20 protein-coding genes are annotated in these 14,323 nt (G+C 66.7%); 11 read left to right on the forward strand and 9 right to left on the reverse strand.

The genetic code is table 11. The annotated features are described in order from the left end of the window. The first annotated feature begins 274 nt into the window (after positions 1–274). The 4 genes from AAYO93_RS01775 (at position 275) to AAYO93_RS01790 (ending at position 3,539) form a co-directional block, all read left to right on the forward strand. Positions 275–661: a PadR family transcriptional regulator gene (locus AAYO93_RS01775; RefSeq protein ID WP_345764938.1), complete on the forward strand. Its 387-nt coding sequence runs from the start codon at positions 275–277 to the stop codon at positions 659–661. Then, positions 654–1,589 (forward strand): permease prefix domain 1-containing protein, encoded by a 936-nt coding sequence (locus AAYO93_RS01780; protein ID WP_345763315.1) that lies wholly within the window; start codon positions 654–656, stop codon positions 1,587–1,589. Before AAYO93_RS01775 ends, AAYO93_RS01780 begins: the two co-directional genes overlap by 8 nt. 166 nt (positions 1,590–1,755) lie before the next feature. Then, complete coding sequence (locus AAYO93_RS01785) at positions 1,756–2,763, forward strand: ATP-binding cassette domain-containing protein (protein WP_345763316.1); 1,008 nt, start codon at positions 1,756–1,758, stop codon at positions 2,761–2,763. After that, on the forward strand, positions 2,760–3,539 hold the full coding sequence (locus AAYO93_RS01790) for an ABC transporter permease (RefSeq protein WP_345763317.1): 780 nt from the start codon (positions 2,760–2,762) through the stop codon (positions 3,537–3,539). The genes AAYO93_RS01785 and AAYO93_RS01790 overlap by 4 nt, the downstream gene beginning before the upstream one ends. A gap of 115 nt (positions 3,540–3,654) precedes the next feature. On the opposite strand, the gene AAYO93_RS01795 is transcribed toward AAYO93_RS01790, so the two are convergent. After that, entirely contained in the window at positions 3,655–4,392 is a 738-nt protein-coding gene (locus AAYO93_RS01795) for a winged helix-turn-helix domain-containing protein (protein ID WP_345763318.1), read from the reverse strand. A gap of 369 nt (positions 4,393–4,761) precedes the next feature. After that, positions 4,762–5,394 carry a uracil phosphoribosyltransferase gene (gene upp / locus AAYO93_RS01800; RefSeq protein WP_345763319.1) on the reverse strand — a complete coding sequence of 211 codons (633 nt, stop codon included), beginning with the start codon at positions 5,392–5,394 and terminating at the stop codon, positions 4,762–4,764. A gap of 88 nt (positions 5,395–5,482) precedes the next feature. On the opposite strand from upp, the gene tadA reads away from it, so the two are divergent. Next, complete coding sequence (gene tadA / locus AAYO93_RS01805) at positions 5,483–5,914, forward strand: tRNA adenosine(34) deaminase TadA (protein ID WP_345764939.1); 432 nt, start codon at positions 5,483–5,485, stop codon at positions 5,912–5,914. On the opposite strand, the gene AAYO93_RS01810 is transcribed toward tadA, so the two are convergent. Both AAYO93_RS01810 and AAYO93_RS01815 read right to left on the reverse strand, forming a co-directional pair. Beyond that, a complete protein-coding gene (locus AAYO93_RS01810; RefSeq protein ID WP_345763320.1) occupies positions 5,911–6,624 on the reverse strand; it encodes a glutamine amidotransferase in 714 nt (237 codons plus the stop codon). The two genes, tadA and AAYO93_RS01810, sit on opposite strands and share 4 nt — an antisense overlap. Beyond that, positions 6,621–7,583 carry a cation diffusion facilitator family transporter gene (locus AAYO93_RS01815; protein ID WP_345763321.1) on the reverse strand — a complete coding sequence of 321 codons (963 nt, stop codon included), beginning with the start codon at positions 7,581–7,583 and terminating at the stop codon, positions 6,621–6,623. Before AAYO93_RS01815 ends, AAYO93_RS01810 begins: the two co-directional genes overlap by 4 nt. A gap of 80 nt (positions 7,584–7,663) precedes the next feature. On the opposite strand from AAYO93_RS01815, the gene proC reads away from it, so the two are divergent. Next, positions 7,664–8,455: a pyrroline-5-carboxylate reductase gene (gene proC / locus AAYO93_RS01820; RefSeq protein ID WP_434056699.1), complete on the forward strand. Its 792-nt coding sequence runs from the start codon at positions 7,664–7,666 to the stop codon at positions 8,453–8,455. A gap of 140 nt (positions 8,456–8,595) precedes the next feature. Here proC and AAYO93_RS01825 read toward each other — a convergent pair whose 3' ends face one another. Beyond that, the gene (locus AAYO93_RS01825) at positions 8,596–9,267 is read right to left on the reverse strand and encodes a potassium channel family protein (protein ID WP_345763323.1); all 672 of its coding nucleotides are present in this window, start codon (positions 9,265–9,267) and stop codon (positions 8,596–8,598) included. After that, the gene (locus AAYO93_RS01830) at positions 9,260–10,708 is read right to left on the reverse strand and encodes a TrkH family potassium uptake protein (RefSeq protein WP_345763324.1); all 1,449 of its coding nucleotides are present in this window, start codon (positions 10,706–10,708) and stop codon (positions 9,260–9,262) included. The genes AAYO93_RS01825 and AAYO93_RS01830 overlap by 8 nt, the downstream gene beginning before the upstream one ends. A 73-nt stretch (positions 10,709–10,781) precedes the next feature. Here AAYO93_RS01830 and AAYO93_RS01835 point away from each other — a divergent pair, with 73 nt between their 5' ends. From AAYO93_RS01835 to AAYO93_RS01855, 5 genes are all read left to right on the forward strand, one after another. After that, positions 10,782–11,210 (forward strand): ArsR/SmtB family transcription factor, encoded by a 429-nt coding sequence (locus AAYO93_RS01835; RefSeq protein WP_345763325.1) that lies wholly within the window; start codon positions 10,782–10,784, stop codon positions 11,208–11,210. A 110-nt stretch (positions 11,211–11,320) separates the two neighbouring features. Beyond that, positions 11,321–11,515: a helix-turn-helix domain-containing protein gene (locus AAYO93_RS01840; protein WP_345763326.1), complete on the forward strand. Its 195-nt coding sequence runs from the start codon at positions 11,321–11,323 to the stop codon at positions 11,513–11,515. Positions 11,516–11,585: 70 nt separating this feature from the next. Then, a complete protein-coding gene (locus AAYO93_RS01845; protein WP_003792170.1) occupies positions 11,586–11,684 on the forward strand; it encodes a 30S ribosomal protein bS22 in 99 nt (32 codons plus the stop codon). Between the two features lie 96 nt (positions 11,685–11,780). Further along, complete coding sequence (locus AAYO93_RS01850) at positions 11,781–12,044, forward strand: glutaredoxin family protein (protein ID WP_345763327.1); 264 nt, start codon at positions 11,781–11,783, stop codon at positions 12,042–12,044. Beyond that, positions 12,041–12,340 (forward strand): Dabb family protein, encoded by a 300-nt coding sequence (locus tag AAYO93_RS01855; protein WP_345763328.1) that lies wholly within the window; start codon positions 12,041–12,043, stop codon positions 12,338–12,340. The genes AAYO93_RS01850 and AAYO93_RS01855 overlap by 4 nt, the downstream gene beginning before the upstream one ends. Positions 12,341–12,363: 23 nt before the next feature. Here AAYO93_RS01855 and AAYO93_RS01860 read toward each other — a convergent pair whose 3' ends face one another. From AAYO93_RS01860 to AAYO93_RS01870, 3 genes are all read right to left on the reverse strand, one after another. Beyond that, positions 12,364–13,065 carry a GntR family transcriptional regulator gene (locus AAYO93_RS01860; RefSeq protein WP_345763329.1) on the reverse strand — a complete coding sequence of 234 codons (702 nt, stop codon included), beginning with the start codon at positions 13,063–13,065 and terminating at the stop codon, positions 12,364–12,366. A gap of 2 nt (positions 13,066–13,067) precedes the next feature. Next, positions 13,068–13,787 carry a GntR family transcriptional regulator gene (locus AAYO93_RS01865; protein WP_345763330.1) on the reverse strand — a complete coding sequence of 240 codons (720 nt, stop codon included), beginning with the start codon at positions 13,785–13,787 and terminating at the stop codon, positions 13,068–13,070. An 82-nt stretch (positions 13,788–13,869) separates the two neighbouring features. Then, on the reverse strand, positions 13,870–14,268 hold the full coding sequence (locus AAYO93_RS01870) for an SHOCT domain-containing protein (protein ID WP_345763331.1): 399 nt from the start codon (positions 14,266–14,268) through the stop codon (positions 13,870–13,872). Positions 14,269–14,323 lie beyond the last annotated feature (55 nt).

The following is a 14,323-nucleotide window of genomic DNA, read 5'->3' on the forward strand; positions in this document are numbered from 1 at the left end:
TCAACCCCCGTGGCTTTATGCAGTGCCGATACTCCTGACGTCCGTTTCCTACTTCGTCGAAACGGCAAGAAACGGTAGGCGCAAGCGATGATCACGTGCGCGCCGCCAATGATGACGAGTTGTCACCTACGCTGATTGCTCGGAATAGAGAAGGCCCCGGTTCTGTCACTCATCCGAGTGTTCAGATCCGGGGCCTTGTCTATTACGCGGATGCAACGTTGGTCGGAAGGTAAGGTCGACATCAAGTACTGTGCGTGATACAGTACTTGTCGTGATGAACATCCCGAATGCCCCGACGGGATCGGCCGGCGAGAACAACGCCTTTGCCGCCGATCTGCTGCGCGGCCACACCGACACGATCGTGCTCGGTCTCCTGCGCAGCAGTGACCAGTACGGCTTCGAGATCTACAAGGCCATCCGCGATGCGACCGGGGGCCGCCACGAGATCAAAGAAGCCACCCTGTACGCCACGTACCGCCGGCTCGAGAAAGACGGGCTCGTCGAGTCCTACTGGGGCGACGAGACCCAGGGCGGTCGTCGCAAGTACTACCGCATCACCGACGCCGGCCGTGCGGTCTACCACGGCAACGTTGCGGCCTGGGTGGCAACCCGGCGCATCATCGACACCCTCCTCGCCGTAAAGGATGCGAAGAATGACTGACACCACCCCTCCCCGCCGCGGCGGCGACATCCACCGGCTCCTCGACGACGCCTTCGCCGACATCCCGTTGACGCCGGAATCACAGGACCTCAAAGAAGAGGTGCGCGCGAACCTCATGGCGCGCGTCGCCGACCTCGAGGCCGCAGGCACGAGTCCGGTGGATGCTGCGCACCAGGCCATCGACGAGCTCGGCGACGTGCACGAACTGGTCTCCGAGTCGATCGCTCCCGACGAAGGGGCCACGACGTCACAGCCCGCCCCGGGCTGGAGTGGCCAGAGCGCGGCCTTCCGGCTGGCGAAGGTGCGCCCGAAGCCCGCCTTCGTCGTGCGCGTCGTCGTCGCCTCGATCGTCGCCACGGCCGCACTCCTGCTCGCCGGGCTGGCTGCTGCCGGGGTGATCCCGGTTCCGCTCGGAGTCACGATCCTGCTGCTCGGGATCGGCGCCACCGGGGTCGGGTGGATCGTCGGTGACTCGCTCGTCCAGGAGACCACGACGAACCATCCCATGCCGTCCGGTCGCGGCGCGGCCTACGCCGTCGCGTCGTTCCTGACGGTCTACGGCCTCGGTTTCGCTGGCCTCGTCGCACTTGCGGCCCTCCCGCTCTGGGGAATCGTCTTCGCCGCGGTCGGCATCGTGGCCGGCGTCGTCCTGTTCTCTTTCCTCGGTGCGACCCAGACGAACCGCCACAAAGCGTGGCTCCGGCAGGCGCAGCGCGAGTACACGATGTCGAACCGCTTCGAAGAGGAGCCCGAGACCGCAGCCCGCTTCGGCATCTACTCGGCAGTCATCTGGCTGGTCGCGCTCGCCCTCTTCGTCGTGCTGAGCTTCACGGTCGGCTGGCTCTGGTCGTGGCTCGCGCTCCTGGGCGGCTTCGTCGTCATGATGCTGGTGCTCGCCCGGATGCTCTACGGACCGCGACGGAGCTGACATGCCCTGAAGAAAACAGAATGGTGGCCCGGATGCGCCAACATCCGAGCCACCCAAACCCCAGTCGTTCCGCGAACGGAACCTGCGTCAACAGTCACCGAGGGTCCATTGCTATGGTACTGCGCAGCCCGGCCGGCACGACTTCCACCAGAGGAAGGACGCCACCATGGCGAACAACACACTGTCGGCTCTCGAAGCCGACGGACTCATCAAGACCTATCCCACAGGGCGGGGCAAACCGCCTGTTCGTGCGCTCGACGGTCTGAGCTTCTCCGCCGACGCCGGCACGGTCTTCGGACTGCTCGGGCCGAACGGGGCAGGCAAGTCGACGACCATCAAGATCCTCTCGACGCTGGCGAAAGCCGACGCAGGGAGAGCCACCGTCGCCGGGATCGACGTGACACGGCATCCGGCCGACGTGAGGCGGGCGATCGGGTTCGTGGCCCAGAAGCCCGTCTCCGACCCCGTCGACACCGGGCGTGAGAACCTCGTGCTCGCGGGGCGCATCCAGGGCCTGAGCGCACGGGATGCGCGAGCGCGGGCGACCGAGCTCCTCGACCGTTTCTCGCTGGGCGAGGCGGCCGACCGCCAGGTTAAGACCTACTCGGGTGGCATGGCCCGCAAGCTCGACGTCGCCATCGGCCTGATGAACCGACCGCAGGTCCTCTTCCTCGACGAGCCGACCACCGGCCTCGATCCGGAGGCGCGCGCTGAACTGTGGGCCGAGATCGAGCGGATGACCCAGCTCGAGAACATGACGGTGCTGCTCACGACCCACTACCTCGAAGAAGCCGACCGGCTGGCCAGCCGGCTCGCGATCGTCGACCACGGCACCGTCGTCGCCGGCGGCACGCCGGAAGAGCTGAAGAACGGGCTGCGGGGTGACGCGGTCATCATCGAGCTGGCGCCGGACAGCGACCCCGCGCATGCCCTCGCCGCCCTCGCGCGCGTCGAAGCGCTTCGCGAGATCGGGGCGGATGGGCGGACCATCCGCGCCAGGGCCGACCTCGGTGCCGCGACGCTTCCCCAGGCGCTCGCTGCGCTCGAGACGGCCGCGCTCGTCGTCGCATCCGCCACGGTCGCCCGACCCAGCCTCGACGACGTGTACCTGCGGCACACCGGCCGCACCCTCAGCAAGGCACAGGAGAACTACGCACTGGAGAACGCATCATGACCATCGCACTCACCCACACCGTCATCCTCACCGGGCGCCAGCTGCGCGCGGCGGCGCGTTTCCCCGCCTTCCTCGTGATGAACATCGTGCAGCCGGTGATCTGGCTGCTGCTCTTCGGCCAGCTCTTCAAATCGGTCGTCGAGATCCCCGGATTCGGCGCAGGCCAGAGCTACCTCGAATTCCTCACCCCCGGCATCGTCATGATGATGGCGCTGTTCGGGAGCGCCTGGTCGGGCACGGTCTACATCCAGGACATGCAGCGCGGGGTGATGGACCGGTTCCTCACGTCGCCCACGAGCCGGCCGGCGATGATCGTGTCGACTCTCATCTACCAGTCGATCCTCGCGATCGTGCAGAGCCTCATCGTTGTCGGGATCGCATTCTGGGCGGGGGCGCGCTTCTCCGGTGGGCTGACCGGCATCCTGATCCTGCTGCTCGCCGTCGTGCTGCTGACCGCAATCTTCTGCTCGCTGTCGAACGCCGCCGCCCTGCTCGCGAAGGAGCAGACGGTGCTGATCGGCATCTCGCAGCTGATCACGCTGCCGCTCATGTTCCTCAGCTCGGCGATCATGAACACGGCGCTGTCGCCGGAGTGGGTCCAGACCGCGGCGAAATACAACCCGTTCGAGTGGGCCGTCATCGTCGGACGCGAGGCGCTGAGCGCCAGCCCCGACTGGGCGTCGATCTGGGTCCACGTCGGCCTGCTCTCGGCGCTGACCGTGGTCATGGCCGCCCTGGCGACGAGCGCCTTCCGCGTCTACCAGCGCTCCGCGTAAGCCCGAGCGCGATTGGTTCGCAATATATTGCGGACCAATCGCGCATCCGGGCCATTTTTTGGCAACCGATCGTTCGGACCGATCGAGGAGGCGAGCGGGTGCAACCCGCGCCGTCCTAGAAGAGGTCTGGGCTCGGCGCGCTCGCGTGGCGGATCGACACGTCGGCGTGACGGTCGAACCGGTAGCCGACGCCGCGCACCGTGCGCACGATGTCTTCGAAGCGCCCGAGCTTCGCGCGCAGGCGACGCACGTGGACGTCGATGGTGCGCTCGTTGGGCACCTCGTCGTCGGTAGCGCTCCACAGTGACGCGATGAGCTCTGCGCGCTCGATCGTACGGCCTTCGCGCAGCACCAGGTACTGGAGCAGCTCGAACTCTTTGTACGTGAGGGCGGCCGGCTGGTTGTCGAGGATCAGGCGCTTGCGCGAGATGTCGACGACGACGCCGCCCGAGGCGCGGTCCTCGTCTTCCTCTTCGGCGACGTGACGGTGCTTGGCGATCGCTGCGGGATCCTGCAGAGCGAGGCGCACCACGTCCACGTCACGGCCGCCCGCACCTTCCGGAGCGAGGGCGACGGCAGCGTAGGTTTCAGCGGACGGAGCGATTTCGGCGGTCAGGCGCTTCAGCGCTTCAACGATCTGGCCGAGGTCGGTACCGGCGGCAGCGGCCTTCGCCTCATCGATGCCGACGTAGAGGACGAAGCCGCGGGCCTCGGTCCCGTTCGGGACGGCGCGGATCTTCGGCGCCGGGGCCGGGGTCGACGCGGATGCGGTGGCAGCGGATGCTGCGGGAGCGGCGGCGAGGCGACGGGCGGGGGAGTAGGAGGGGGCGGTGTCGACGGTTGCGAGAGACATGAGAGGAATCCTTTGAAGTGATGATGCGGTGAATCCGTCGCAGTCTGGGTCGACCAGTGCCGTGTGCAGATACGGCTGTGCCAGGGATTCGAGTGTTGTGTTGGGCCTCAGAGTGGCCGTAGTCGGATGCGGGTGTGGGGCATCCGGGGAGTCCGCGGCCGGGACGACTCAGTAGGTCGGCGGCGTCGGGACTCGGCGAAGGGTCGCTAGATTAGCGGCACATTCGGCAACACATGACAGCGTCACGGCCGGGCATCATCATGCCGGCATCCCCAGGGGCCTCGAAGGAGGTCAGGGTACGCGAGTTGTCAGTCATGCTGGCAAGTAAAACGGAGAATGACTCGCCATGTCAAATCATTACGGAATGTTTCACACAGTTCCGTAGAGCCGGTCACCGGCATCGCCGAGTCCGGGAACGATGTAGCCGTTCTCGTTGAGCCGTTCGTCGAGGGCCCCGAGCACGATGGTCACGTCACGTCCTTCGGTCGCCTTCTCGAGCGCCGCGAGGCCTTCGGGAGCCGCCAGGATGCAGATCGCGGTCACGTCGACAGCACCGCGCTTGAAGAGGAACTCGATCGCCGTTCCCAGCGAGCCGCCGGTCGCCAGCATCGGGTCGAGCACGAAGCACTGGCGGTCGGAGAGGTCCTCCGGCAGCCTCTCGGCGTAGGTCGTCGGCTCGAGGGTCTCCTCGTTGCGCACCATGCCCAGGAAGCCGACCTCTGCGCTCGGCATCAGCCTGACCATGCCTTCGAGCATCCCGAGCCCGGCGCGCAGGATGGGCACGACCAGTGGTCGCGGCTGGCTGAGGGTGACGCCGGTGGTCGCTGTGACGGGCGTGACGATGTCGACCGGCTCGACCCGGACGTTGCGGGTCGCCTCGTATGCGAGCAGGGTGACGAGCTCTTCGGTGAGGGCACGGAACACCGGCGACGGGGTGTTCTTGTTGCGGAGCACCGTCAGCTTGTGGGTGATCAAGGGGTGGTCTGCAACGTGGACTCGCATAGGCTCAATCTATCGGACTGCCGTGGAGTGCGCCCGGCGAAGGAGGAGACGCGTGGCACTGCCCGCCCCCGCCGGATTCGACGCCCTCATGCGCGATGCCATCGCTGAGGCACGTCGCGCACTCGACACCGGCGACGTTCCCGTCGCGGCCCTGGTGGTGGATGCGGATGGCCGGGTCATCGGCACCGGACGCAACGAGCGCGAGCTGCGCCACGATCCCACTGCGCATGCCGAGGTGCTCGCGCTTCGCGAGGCTGCGGCCGCACGCGACGACTGGCACCTGGAGGGATGCACGCTCGTTGTCACCCTCGAACCGTGCGTGATGTGTGCGGGTGCGATCCTTGCCGCCCGGGTGCCGCGCGTGGTCTTCGGCGCGTGGGACGAGAAGGCCGGTGCTGCCGGATCCGTGTACGACGTGCTCCGCGACCGGCGGCTCAATCATCGCGTCGAGGTGTTCGCCGGCGTCGAGGCGGAAGCGTGCGGCGAGCTGCTGTACGACTTCTTCGTCGCCAAACGCTAGCGACCGCGGGCGGCGTCCAGCTGGTCGAGCCACTCGCCGAAAGCGCGACGCGACGCGTCCTGCATCGCTGCCGAGTACTGTTCGCGTTCCGCACGGAGCGCATCCGCGTCGAGCTGCTCATCCGAAAGCTCGTTGTAGCCGTCCACGACCCAGCGTTCGTGCATGTCGTCCGTTACCTCGGGATGGAACTGCACCGCGAGCGCGAAGTCGCCGATCGAGAACGCTTCGTTCGAGTAGGCGCTCGACGACGCGAGCAGGGTCGCCTCGGCCGGCAGTTCGAAGGTGTCGCCGTGCCATTCGACGACGGGTACGCCCGTGAAGTGCCGCACGGGCGACTGCGCTCCCGCCGGAGTCGTCTCGACCGGCCGGAACCCGATCTCCTTCGTGTCCCCTTTATAGACGCGCTCGCCGAGCGCCCCGGCCATCAGCTGCGCGCCGAGGCAGACTCCGAGCGTCGGGCGCTCGGCTGCGAGCCGGTCGCGCAGGAGTTCGCGTTCGTCGAGGAGGAAGGGATGCGCATCCGTTTCATACGCACCCATCTCGCCGCCGAGCACGACGACGAGGTCGGCCTCGCCCGGGTCGATGGCGGTCAGGTCTTCGGCCGTCGCGTCGACGATGCGCACGTCGTACCCGTGTTCGCGCAGCACCGGCCCGATGTTGCCCAGGTGGATGGTCGGGTCGTGCTGGAGCACGACCGCGGTGCGCGTCACTCGAGGCCCTTGATGACGATGGCGTCTGTCGTCGGGTGCGTTCCTGCGGGGTCGACCCACACGTCCGGCTCGATGTAGATCGAGCGCGCGATCGGAACCGCGGCCCGGATGCGCGCCTCCACCACGTCGATGGCCTTCGCCACGTCGGCCAGCCGGTCGTCGCCTGCGACCGCGACCTTGGTCGCGACCAGCAGCTCATCCGGGCCGAGATACAGCGTCTTCATGTGGATGATGCGTTCCACTTCGTCGCCGGCGAGCACGGCCTTCTCGATCGCGGCGACGTCCTCGTCGCTCGCACCTTCGCCGACGAGGAGGCTCTTGGTCTCGATTCCGAGCACGATCGCCACCACGATGAGCAGCGAGCCGATGAGCAGGGTGCCGATCGCATCGAAGACCCCGTTGCCGGTGATCGCGGTGAGCCCCACGCCGAACAGCGCGAACACGAGGCCGATGAGCGCTGCGACGTCTTCGAGGAGCACGACCGGCAGCTCGGGCGCTTTGGCGCGACGGATGAACTGGACCCACGACTGCGTCCCCTTGAGCGGCGTGGACTCGCGGACCGCCGTGCGCAGCGAGAAGCTCTCCAGACCGATCGCGATCACGAGCACCAGCAGGGGCACCCAGATGTTGTCGAGCGGATGCGGGTGACGCATCTTGTCGATGCCTTCGTATACCGAGAAGACGCCGCCGACCGAGAACAGGATGATCGACACCACGAACGCGTAGACGTAGCGTTCGCGTCCGTAGCCGAACGGATGCTCCTTGTCGGCGCGCTTCTTCGCCTGGCGGCCGCCGAGCATGAGGAGCAGCTGGTTTCCGGAGTCCGCGAGGGAGTGCACACCCTCGGCGAGCATCGACGACGAACCGGACACGAACCAGGCGATGAACTTGGTCAGCGCGATTCCGAGGTTGGCCAGCAGGGCTGCGACGATCGCCTTGTTTCCACCGGATGCGCTCATGCTGACAATCCTAGGATGGTCCTGTGACCGAGACGCAGAGCATCATCCTTCCCACCATCGCGATTCTGGGGGCGGGCTCCATGGGCCGCGCGATCCTCAGCGGGCTCCAGAAACCGGATGTGAAAGTCGAGGGGGGCATCCGGGTCACGAACCGCACCGGCGCCCGAGCTGCCGAATTCGCCGGCGTCTCCGGAATCACCGCCTACGCGACCGACGACAACGCCGACGCCAACCGTCTCGCGGTCGACGGCGCCGAGATCGTGCTGGTCGCGGTGAAGCCGCACATGGTGCCCGACCTGCTCCGCGAGATCGCCGATTCGGTCACCCCCGGCGCCGTGATCGTGAGCGTGGCCGCGGGCGTGACGATCGCGACCTTCGAGAGGCACCTGCCCGGGTCGGTCTCGGTCGTGCGGTCGATGCCCAACACCCCGGCGATCGTGGGGCGCGCGGTCACCGGTATCAGCGGCGGTCCCCGCTCGTCGCCCGACGACCTCGCTCTCGTGCGGACACTCTTCGAGACGGTCGGCGAGGTCGTCGAGGTTCCCGAGGGCGAACTGGATGCGTTGAGCACGATCTCGGGATCCGGCCCCGCCTACGTGTTCTATCTCGTCGAGCAGCTCACGGCGACCGCGATCGACAAGGGCTTCACCCCCGAGCAGGCGAGGACGCTGGTGCATGGGACGTTCCTGGGCGCATCCGAGCTGCTTGTCGCATCCGGCGAGGACCCTGCCGAGCTGCGCCGCCGCGTCACCAGCCCGAACGGCACGACGGAGCGCGCGATCGGCGTGCTCGAGTCCGCCGACCTGAAGGCCCTGTTCGACCGCGCCACCGACGCCGCTCTAGCCCGCGCCCGCGAACTAGCCCAGTCCTGACCCGCCCCACCCGCCCCACCCGCCCCGCCCCACCCGCCCCGCATCGCGAGCACAGGAAAAAACATCCCGACTCGCGCAAGTGACGCGTTTTTTCCTGTGCTCGCCGACATGGGCACCGGGGACGGGGCCCGGGCGCGCGGTCAGGCGTCGAGGGCGGCGAAGCGTTCGATGTCGCCAGAGGCGCCCGAGACGATGATGAGGTCGTGGTTCGAGACGACGGTCTCCGCCGTCGCGTAGGTGAACGGCTTGCCCGGGCTCTTGACCCCGACGACCGTGATCTTGTGCTTGCGCCGCACGCCGGACTCCGAGAGCGGCAACCCTCGGATCGGCTTCGGCGGGTACATCTTGACGAGCGCGAAGTCGTCGTCGAATTCGATGAAGTCGAGCATCCTCCCGGAGACGAGGTGCGCCACGCGTTCGCCGGCTTCCGCCTCGGGGTAGATCACGTGGTTCGCGCCGATGCGTTCCAGGATCTTGCCGTGCGAGTGTGAGATCGCCTTCGCCCAGATCTGCGGGATCTTCAGGTCGACCAGGTTGGCGGTGATGAGCACACTGGCTTCGACCGATGAGCCGACCGCGACGACGGCGATCGAGAAGTCCTGCGCGCCGACCTGCCGCAGCGCATCGATCGACTTCGCGTCGGCCTGCACCGCGTGGGTCACCCGTTCGGCCCACTTCTGCACGAGTCCCGCGTCGGCGTCGATCGCGAGCACTTCCCGGTCCAGCCGGTCGAGCTGCCCTGCCGTCGCAGCGCCGAAGCGCCCCAGCCCGATCACGAGGACGGGCGCGTCGTGCTTGATCCGGTCAACCAACGAGGGGCCTCTCTTCCGGGCGCTGGAACAGTTGCCGCCGCTGGCTCTGCGCGAGCGCGGCCGCGAGTGTCACTGTACCAACGCGCCCGAGGAACATCGTCGCGGCCATCACATAGACGCCGACGTCCGGAAGCTTCTCGGTGAGACCGGTCGACAGGCCGCAGGTGGCGAACGCCGAGATGACGTCGAAGAGCACATGGTCGAGCGGTGCTTTGGTGAGTTGCAGGATGATGATGCTCGACACCGCCACGGTCGTCGCGCCCCACAGCACGATCGCGACCGCGAGCCGCAGGACGTCGCTCGGGATGCGGCGACGGAACGCATCCATCGACTCGACACCGCGGGCCTCGGCCATCGCCGCCAGGAACAGCACAGCCAGCGTGGTGACTTTGATGCCGCCGGCGGTCGACGCCGACCCGCCGCCGATGAACATGAGCATGTCGGTGACGAGCAGGCTCGACCCGTTGAGTTTGCTGATGTCGATGGTGGCGAACCCGCCTGAGCGGCTCATCGTCGAGAGGAAGAACGACTGGAAGACCGTGTCGCCCGGGCCGAGCCTGCCGAAGGTCTTCGGATTGTTGTACTCGAGAATGATGTACATCACGGCCCCCGCGACGAGCAGGATCGCCATCATCAGCAGCGTCAGCCTCACGTGGACGGACCAGCGTCGGCGGCGTCCGCGGTTCTCGCGGCGCAGGTTCTGGGCGATGGCGTAGATTACGGGAAATCCGATCGCGCCCAGGAAGACACCGATCATGAGCACGCCGAGGAACCAGAAGTCTTCGGCGAACGGCGCAAGGCCCTCGGCGTTCGGAGTGAACCCCGTGTTCGTGAAGGCCATCGCCGAGTAGTAGAGGCTGTCGAGCGCGGACTCGCCGACGGGGATGCCCGCCAGCAGCATCCGGGGAAAGAGGAGCACTGCAACGACTCCTTCGATGACGACCATGCTCATCGCGATCGTCAGGAGCAGGTTGCCGATCTCGCCGAGCCGCACCGCCTGCCCTTCGGCGACGGGGCCGCTGTGGAGCCGCAGGGGGTTGGAGTCGCTCGCGGCCATCAGTTTCGCGCGAAGGCCGAGTCTGCGCGAGATCACGAGCCCCAGGATGGACGCCATGGTCAGCACCCCCACCGCGCCGATCTGCACGCCGACGTACACGAGCACGTGACCGAAACCCGACCAGTGGGTGGCCATGTTCACGGTCGAGAGACCCGTGACGCAGATCACCGAGACAGCGGTGAACAGCGCGTCGGCGAGCGGCGTGCTGCTGCGTCCGACGGTCGCGATCGGCAGCGAGAACAGCAGGGTGAACACGAGGATGAGGGTCACGAACACGAGGATCGCGAACCGCGACGGGCTGCGCCCCGCGAAAGTGTTGACCGCCTCCCTGAGCCGGCCGCCCCAGCTGGTCGGTGTGAGGCGCGAAACCCGGGCTGCGTTCATCCGTTGCTCCTCCCCGACGACAGGCAACAGGTTGTCATGGTACTCCGGTGGCGGAAGTGACTACCCTTGACCCATGGCAGACATCTTTGACGTGATCGCAGACGCGACCCGACGCGAGATCCTCCGGGTCCTGCTCGACCGATACGTCGACGATGTGCACCATTCCGGGGAGATCAGCGTCTCCGAGATCGTCGCCAAACTGGAGCTGAGCCAGCCGACGGTGTCGAAGCACCTGAAAGTGCTGAGGGATGCGGGGCTCGTGAAGGTGCGCGAGGAGGGCCAGCATCGCTACTACCAGCTCGATTCGGGCCCGCTCGAAGACGTCGAGGACTGGATCATCCCATTCCTCTCGTCGGATTTCGAGGAACTCGAGGCCAGCGAGGCGCTCGCCCAGGAGACGCGCGAGTTCGCGGGGTCCGTCGGCAAGGTGCTCGCTGACACCAGCCATCGGGTGACCACTGCAGTCGAGAAGGTGACGCCGCGCAAGTGGCGTCGCGATTAGGCGTCCGACCTCCCTATTTACAGCGCGGGCCTGCTGCCCTAGAGTTTCGATTCACTACTCGTGTCACACGAGTAACATTGCGATTACCCGAACGCAGAGGACCATTCGAGATGCCTGCCGATCTTTCCGACGTGCGCTTCCTGACGGTTGCCGAGGTGGCCGACATGATGCGCGTGTCACGCATGACCGTGTACCGGCTCGTGCACTCGGGTGAGCTTCCGGCGATCCGGTTCGGGCGCTCGTTCCGTGTTCCCGAGTCGGCCGTCACGCAGGCCCTGGAGAACCACGTCGCCGAGACCGCTTAGGTTCCGCTAGACTTGGCCTTTGTGTCGCCGCGAAACCCGCGGCAAACCCCCTATTCTTTGTGAGGTCTTTGTGGGTTCCGTAATCAAGAAGCGCCGCAAGCGTATGGCGAAGAAGAAGCACCGCAAGCTGCTTCGCAAGACGCGCCACCAGCGTCGCAACAAGAAGTAGAGCATCCGCGAGGGTTTCCCTCGTCGCTGTACTGGTCGAGAGCGTCGGTTCCTTCATGGTTCCGGCGCTTTTTGCTTTGCAGTTACGCTTGAACTCGTGGCCCACATCGACCTCACGCTGATCGGCAAGCCCGGCTGCCATCTGTGCGATGACGCGCGCGATGTCATCCGTTCGGTGGTCTCGGCGTTGCCCGAGGGCTCGCCTGCGGTTACGTTGTCGGAGCGGTCGATCCTCGACGACGCGCAGTTGCTCGAGCGGTACGCCGACGAGATCCCCGTCGTCCTGATCGACGGGCGGATGCACACCTATTGGCGCGTCGACCCGGCGCGCCTTCGAACAGCTCTCCTGGAGGCATCATGATCCGCCACGTCGTCACATGGAAGCTCGCTGCGACCGATGACACCGAGCGCGCAGAGCAGGTCGCCACGATCGCGGGAGGGCTTCGCTCGCTGCCCCCGCACATCCCCGAGATCCTGAGTTTCGAGGTCGGCGAGAACGTGCTGCATCCCGGAGCGAATTTCGACCTCGTGCTCATCGCCGAGTACGAGGATGCGGATGCGCTGGCCCGCTACCAGGAGCATCCCGAGCACAAGAAGGTCGCCTCATACATCCGCACGGTGGTCGCCGACCGTTCGGCTGTCGACTTCGAGGTCTGACGGCCCCATCGGCGAGCGCCGGTTCACACGAGCGGTCGTGCGTCGATCTCGTCGTCGGTGCGCCGGTAGTCCCGGATGAACGTCTCCCGCGCCGGTGCGTAGAGGTCGCGGATGAGTTCGGCCGTGCGTTCGCCGTCGCGCGCTTTGGCAGCCGCCGCGATCTCGGCCACCGCTGACGCCACGTCCTCGATCCCGAACGGCATCTGCCAGACGGTCACGTAGCGCAGCAGCTGGGGGCTCAGCCCCTCGGCGGCCGTCAGGAGCACTGTGTTGTCAGTCGATCTCTCGAACTCGATGAAGAAGTCGCTCAGCGCGGTTCCGAGACCGGGGAGGTCCCCGGACTTGGCCAGCCGGCGGGCGGACCTGCTGTGCTCCTCCAGGCGGCGGATCGCGGCGGGCTCCATGGTGGCGACGGATGTGCGCGCGGCGTATTCGACGAGGATTCCGGTCGCGTAGATCGCCTCGTCGATGGCGCGCAGGTCGATCGGCGCGACGCGGGTGTAGCGGTTCGGGGCGAGTTCGACGAGGCCGATGTCGGCGAGCTTCATGAGCGCCTCGCGCACGGGGGTGCGGGAGACGCCGAGCCACGCGGTCAGCTTCTCGTCGAGGAGTACTTCGCCGGGTTCGAGCGTTCCGTCGATGATCGCGGTGTACAGGCGCTCGTAGACGACGTCTCGCAGCAGCCGGCGTTCCACCGGCCGGGAGTCTCTCGTGGGCAGGGGCATGGTCAGCCTGCCTTCGGCGCGGCTGCGGGCGCGGCTGCGCTGTCGGCCTCGGCCTCGGCCAGGTCGTCGACGAGAGCGGTCAGCGCCACATCCCAGTACCGTCGCACGTTATCGGCCGCTGCGTCGGCCTCACCCCGGCGCGAGGCGTCGACGATCTCGCGGATGATCGGCGCACCCAGCTGGAATCCGCGCAACGACGGGGTTGCTTTCAGCGCCCGGCTGAGTTCGGGGACGTGACGGGTCGACAGTCGCGCGATGGTCTTGTTGTCGAGGCGGCGCACGTAGATATTGAGGAGCGAGTCAGTGAGGTGGGACTGGCGCACATCCTCCGAGACGCCGTCGCGCTCATCCGCTTCGGCACGGTCGGCGAACGCGTCGAGCTCAGCGAGGTCGGCAGCGGTGAGCAGCGGCACTGTATCGCGCACGACGCTGACGTAGAGCGCCCCGAGCATTGCGACGAGACCGCGAAGCCGAGGGATGTCGATGGGGGCTACGCGCGTGCGCTTCTGCGGGAGGACTTCGACGAGCCCCATCGCAGCGAGTTGGTTGAGAGCTTCGCGAACGGGGGTGCGGGATACGCCGACCCATTCTTCGATCTCGGAGTCGTGCAATTGTTCGCCAGGGGCGAGGTCTCCGTCGACGATCGCATCGAGCAGCCGAAGGAAGACTTCGTCGCGGATGAGCCTGCGCGGTGTGACGCTCTCGGTCGTTGGGACAGGCATACATGCATATTACATCTGGGTCGTTCGGACGGCCCCTGACCAGGCAAAAGCCAAGGTCAAGGGCCGAAAATCCGAACGATTATCAGGACTGCGCGTAAAGGTTGCTGCCGAGCGCCTTCGCCTTCAGCGCGTCGAATTCTCCCTGGGAGATCACGCCGCTGTCGAGCAGCTGCTTCGCCTTCGCGATGTCCTCGGCAGGGGACGTGGTCGCCACCGACCGGATGTGGTCGTCGGCCTGCGCGCGAGCCCGGCCGACCGCTTCGGCCTGGCGTTCCGCCATCCCACGGCCACGGGCGATGAGGTACACGAGGGCGGTGAGGAACGGCATGAAGATCAGGAAGATCACCCAGACGGCTTTCCACCACCCGTTCAGTTTCTGGTCACGGAACAGGTCGCCGATGATGGCGAAGAGTGCGAACAGGTAGGCGATGAACGCGAAGCTCCAGAAGAAGATCCAGACGATATTCCAGAAGTTGTTCATGTGATCGTCCTTTCGACGGTCGGCGCACCACGCTGGCCGCGCTCGTATGCACAAG

Source organism: Diaminobutyricibacter sp. McL0608, from assembly GCF_039613825.1.
In the GTDB taxonomy this organism is placed as follows: Bacteria; Actinomycetota; Actinomycetes; order Actinomycetales; family Microbacteriaceae; genus Diaminobutyricibacter.

Coding starts and splice junctions, on each gene's coding strand:
- AAYO93_RS01775 (WP_345764938.1), top strand. CDS start 275: ATGAACATCCCGAATGCCCCGACGGGATCGGCCGGCGAGAACAACGCC.
- AAYO93_RS01780 (WP_345763315.1), top strand. CDS start 654: ATGACTGACACCACCCCTCCCCGCCGCGGCGGCGACATCCACCGGCTC.
- AAYO93_RS01785 (WP_345763316.1), top strand. CDS start 1,756: ATGGCGAACAACACACTGTCGGCTCTCGAAGCCGACGGACTCATCAAG.
- AAYO93_RS01790 (WP_345763317.1), top strand. CDS start 2,760: ATGACCATCGCACTCACCCACACCGTCATCCTCACCGGGCGCCAGCTG.
- AAYO93_RS01795 (WP_345763318.1), bottom strand. CDS start 4,392: ATGTCTCTCGCAACCGTCGACACCGCCCCCTCCTACTCCCCCGCCCGT.
- upp (WP_345763319.1), bottom strand. CDS start 5,394: ATGCGAGTCCACGTTGCAGACCACCCCTTGATCACCCACAAGCTGACG.
- tadA (WP_345764939.1), top strand. CDS start 5,483: ATGCGCGATGCCATCGCTGAGGCACGTCGCGCACTCGACACCGGCGAC.
- AAYO93_RS01815 (WP_345763321.1), bottom strand. CDS start 7,583: ATGAGCGCATCCGGTGGAAACAAGGCGATCGTCGCAGCCCTGCTGGCC.
- proC (WP_434056699.1), top strand. CDS start 7,664: ATGGGCCGCGCGATCCTCAGCGGGCTCCAGAAACCGGATGTGAAAGTC.
- AAYO93_RS01830 (WP_345763324.1), bottom strand. CDS start 10,708: ATGAACGCAGCCCGGGTTTCGCGCCTCACACCGACCAGCTGGGGCGGC.
- AAYO93_RS01835 (WP_345763325.1), top strand. CDS start 10,782: ATGGCAGACATCTTTGACGTGATCGCAGACGCGACCCGACGCGAGATC.
- AAYO93_RS01840 (WP_345763326.1), top strand. CDS start 11,321: ATGCCTGCCGATCTTTCCGACGTGCGCTTCCTGACGGTTGCCGAGGTG.
- AAYO93_RS01855 (WP_345763328.1), top strand. CDS start 12,041: ATGATCCGCCACGTCGTCACATGGAAGCTCGCTGCGACCGATGACACC.
- AAYO93_RS01860 (WP_345763329.1), bottom strand. CDS start 13,065: ATGCCCCTGCCCACGAGAGACTCCCGGCCGGTGGAACGCCGGCTGCTG.
- AAYO93_RS01865 (WP_345763330.1), bottom strand. CDS start 13,787: ATGCCTGTCCCAACGACCGAGAGCGTCACACCGCGCAGGCTCATCCGC.
- AAYO93_RS01870 (WP_345763331.1), bottom strand. CDS start 14,268: ATGAACAACTTCTGGAATATCGTCTGGATCTTCTTCTGGAGCTTCGCG.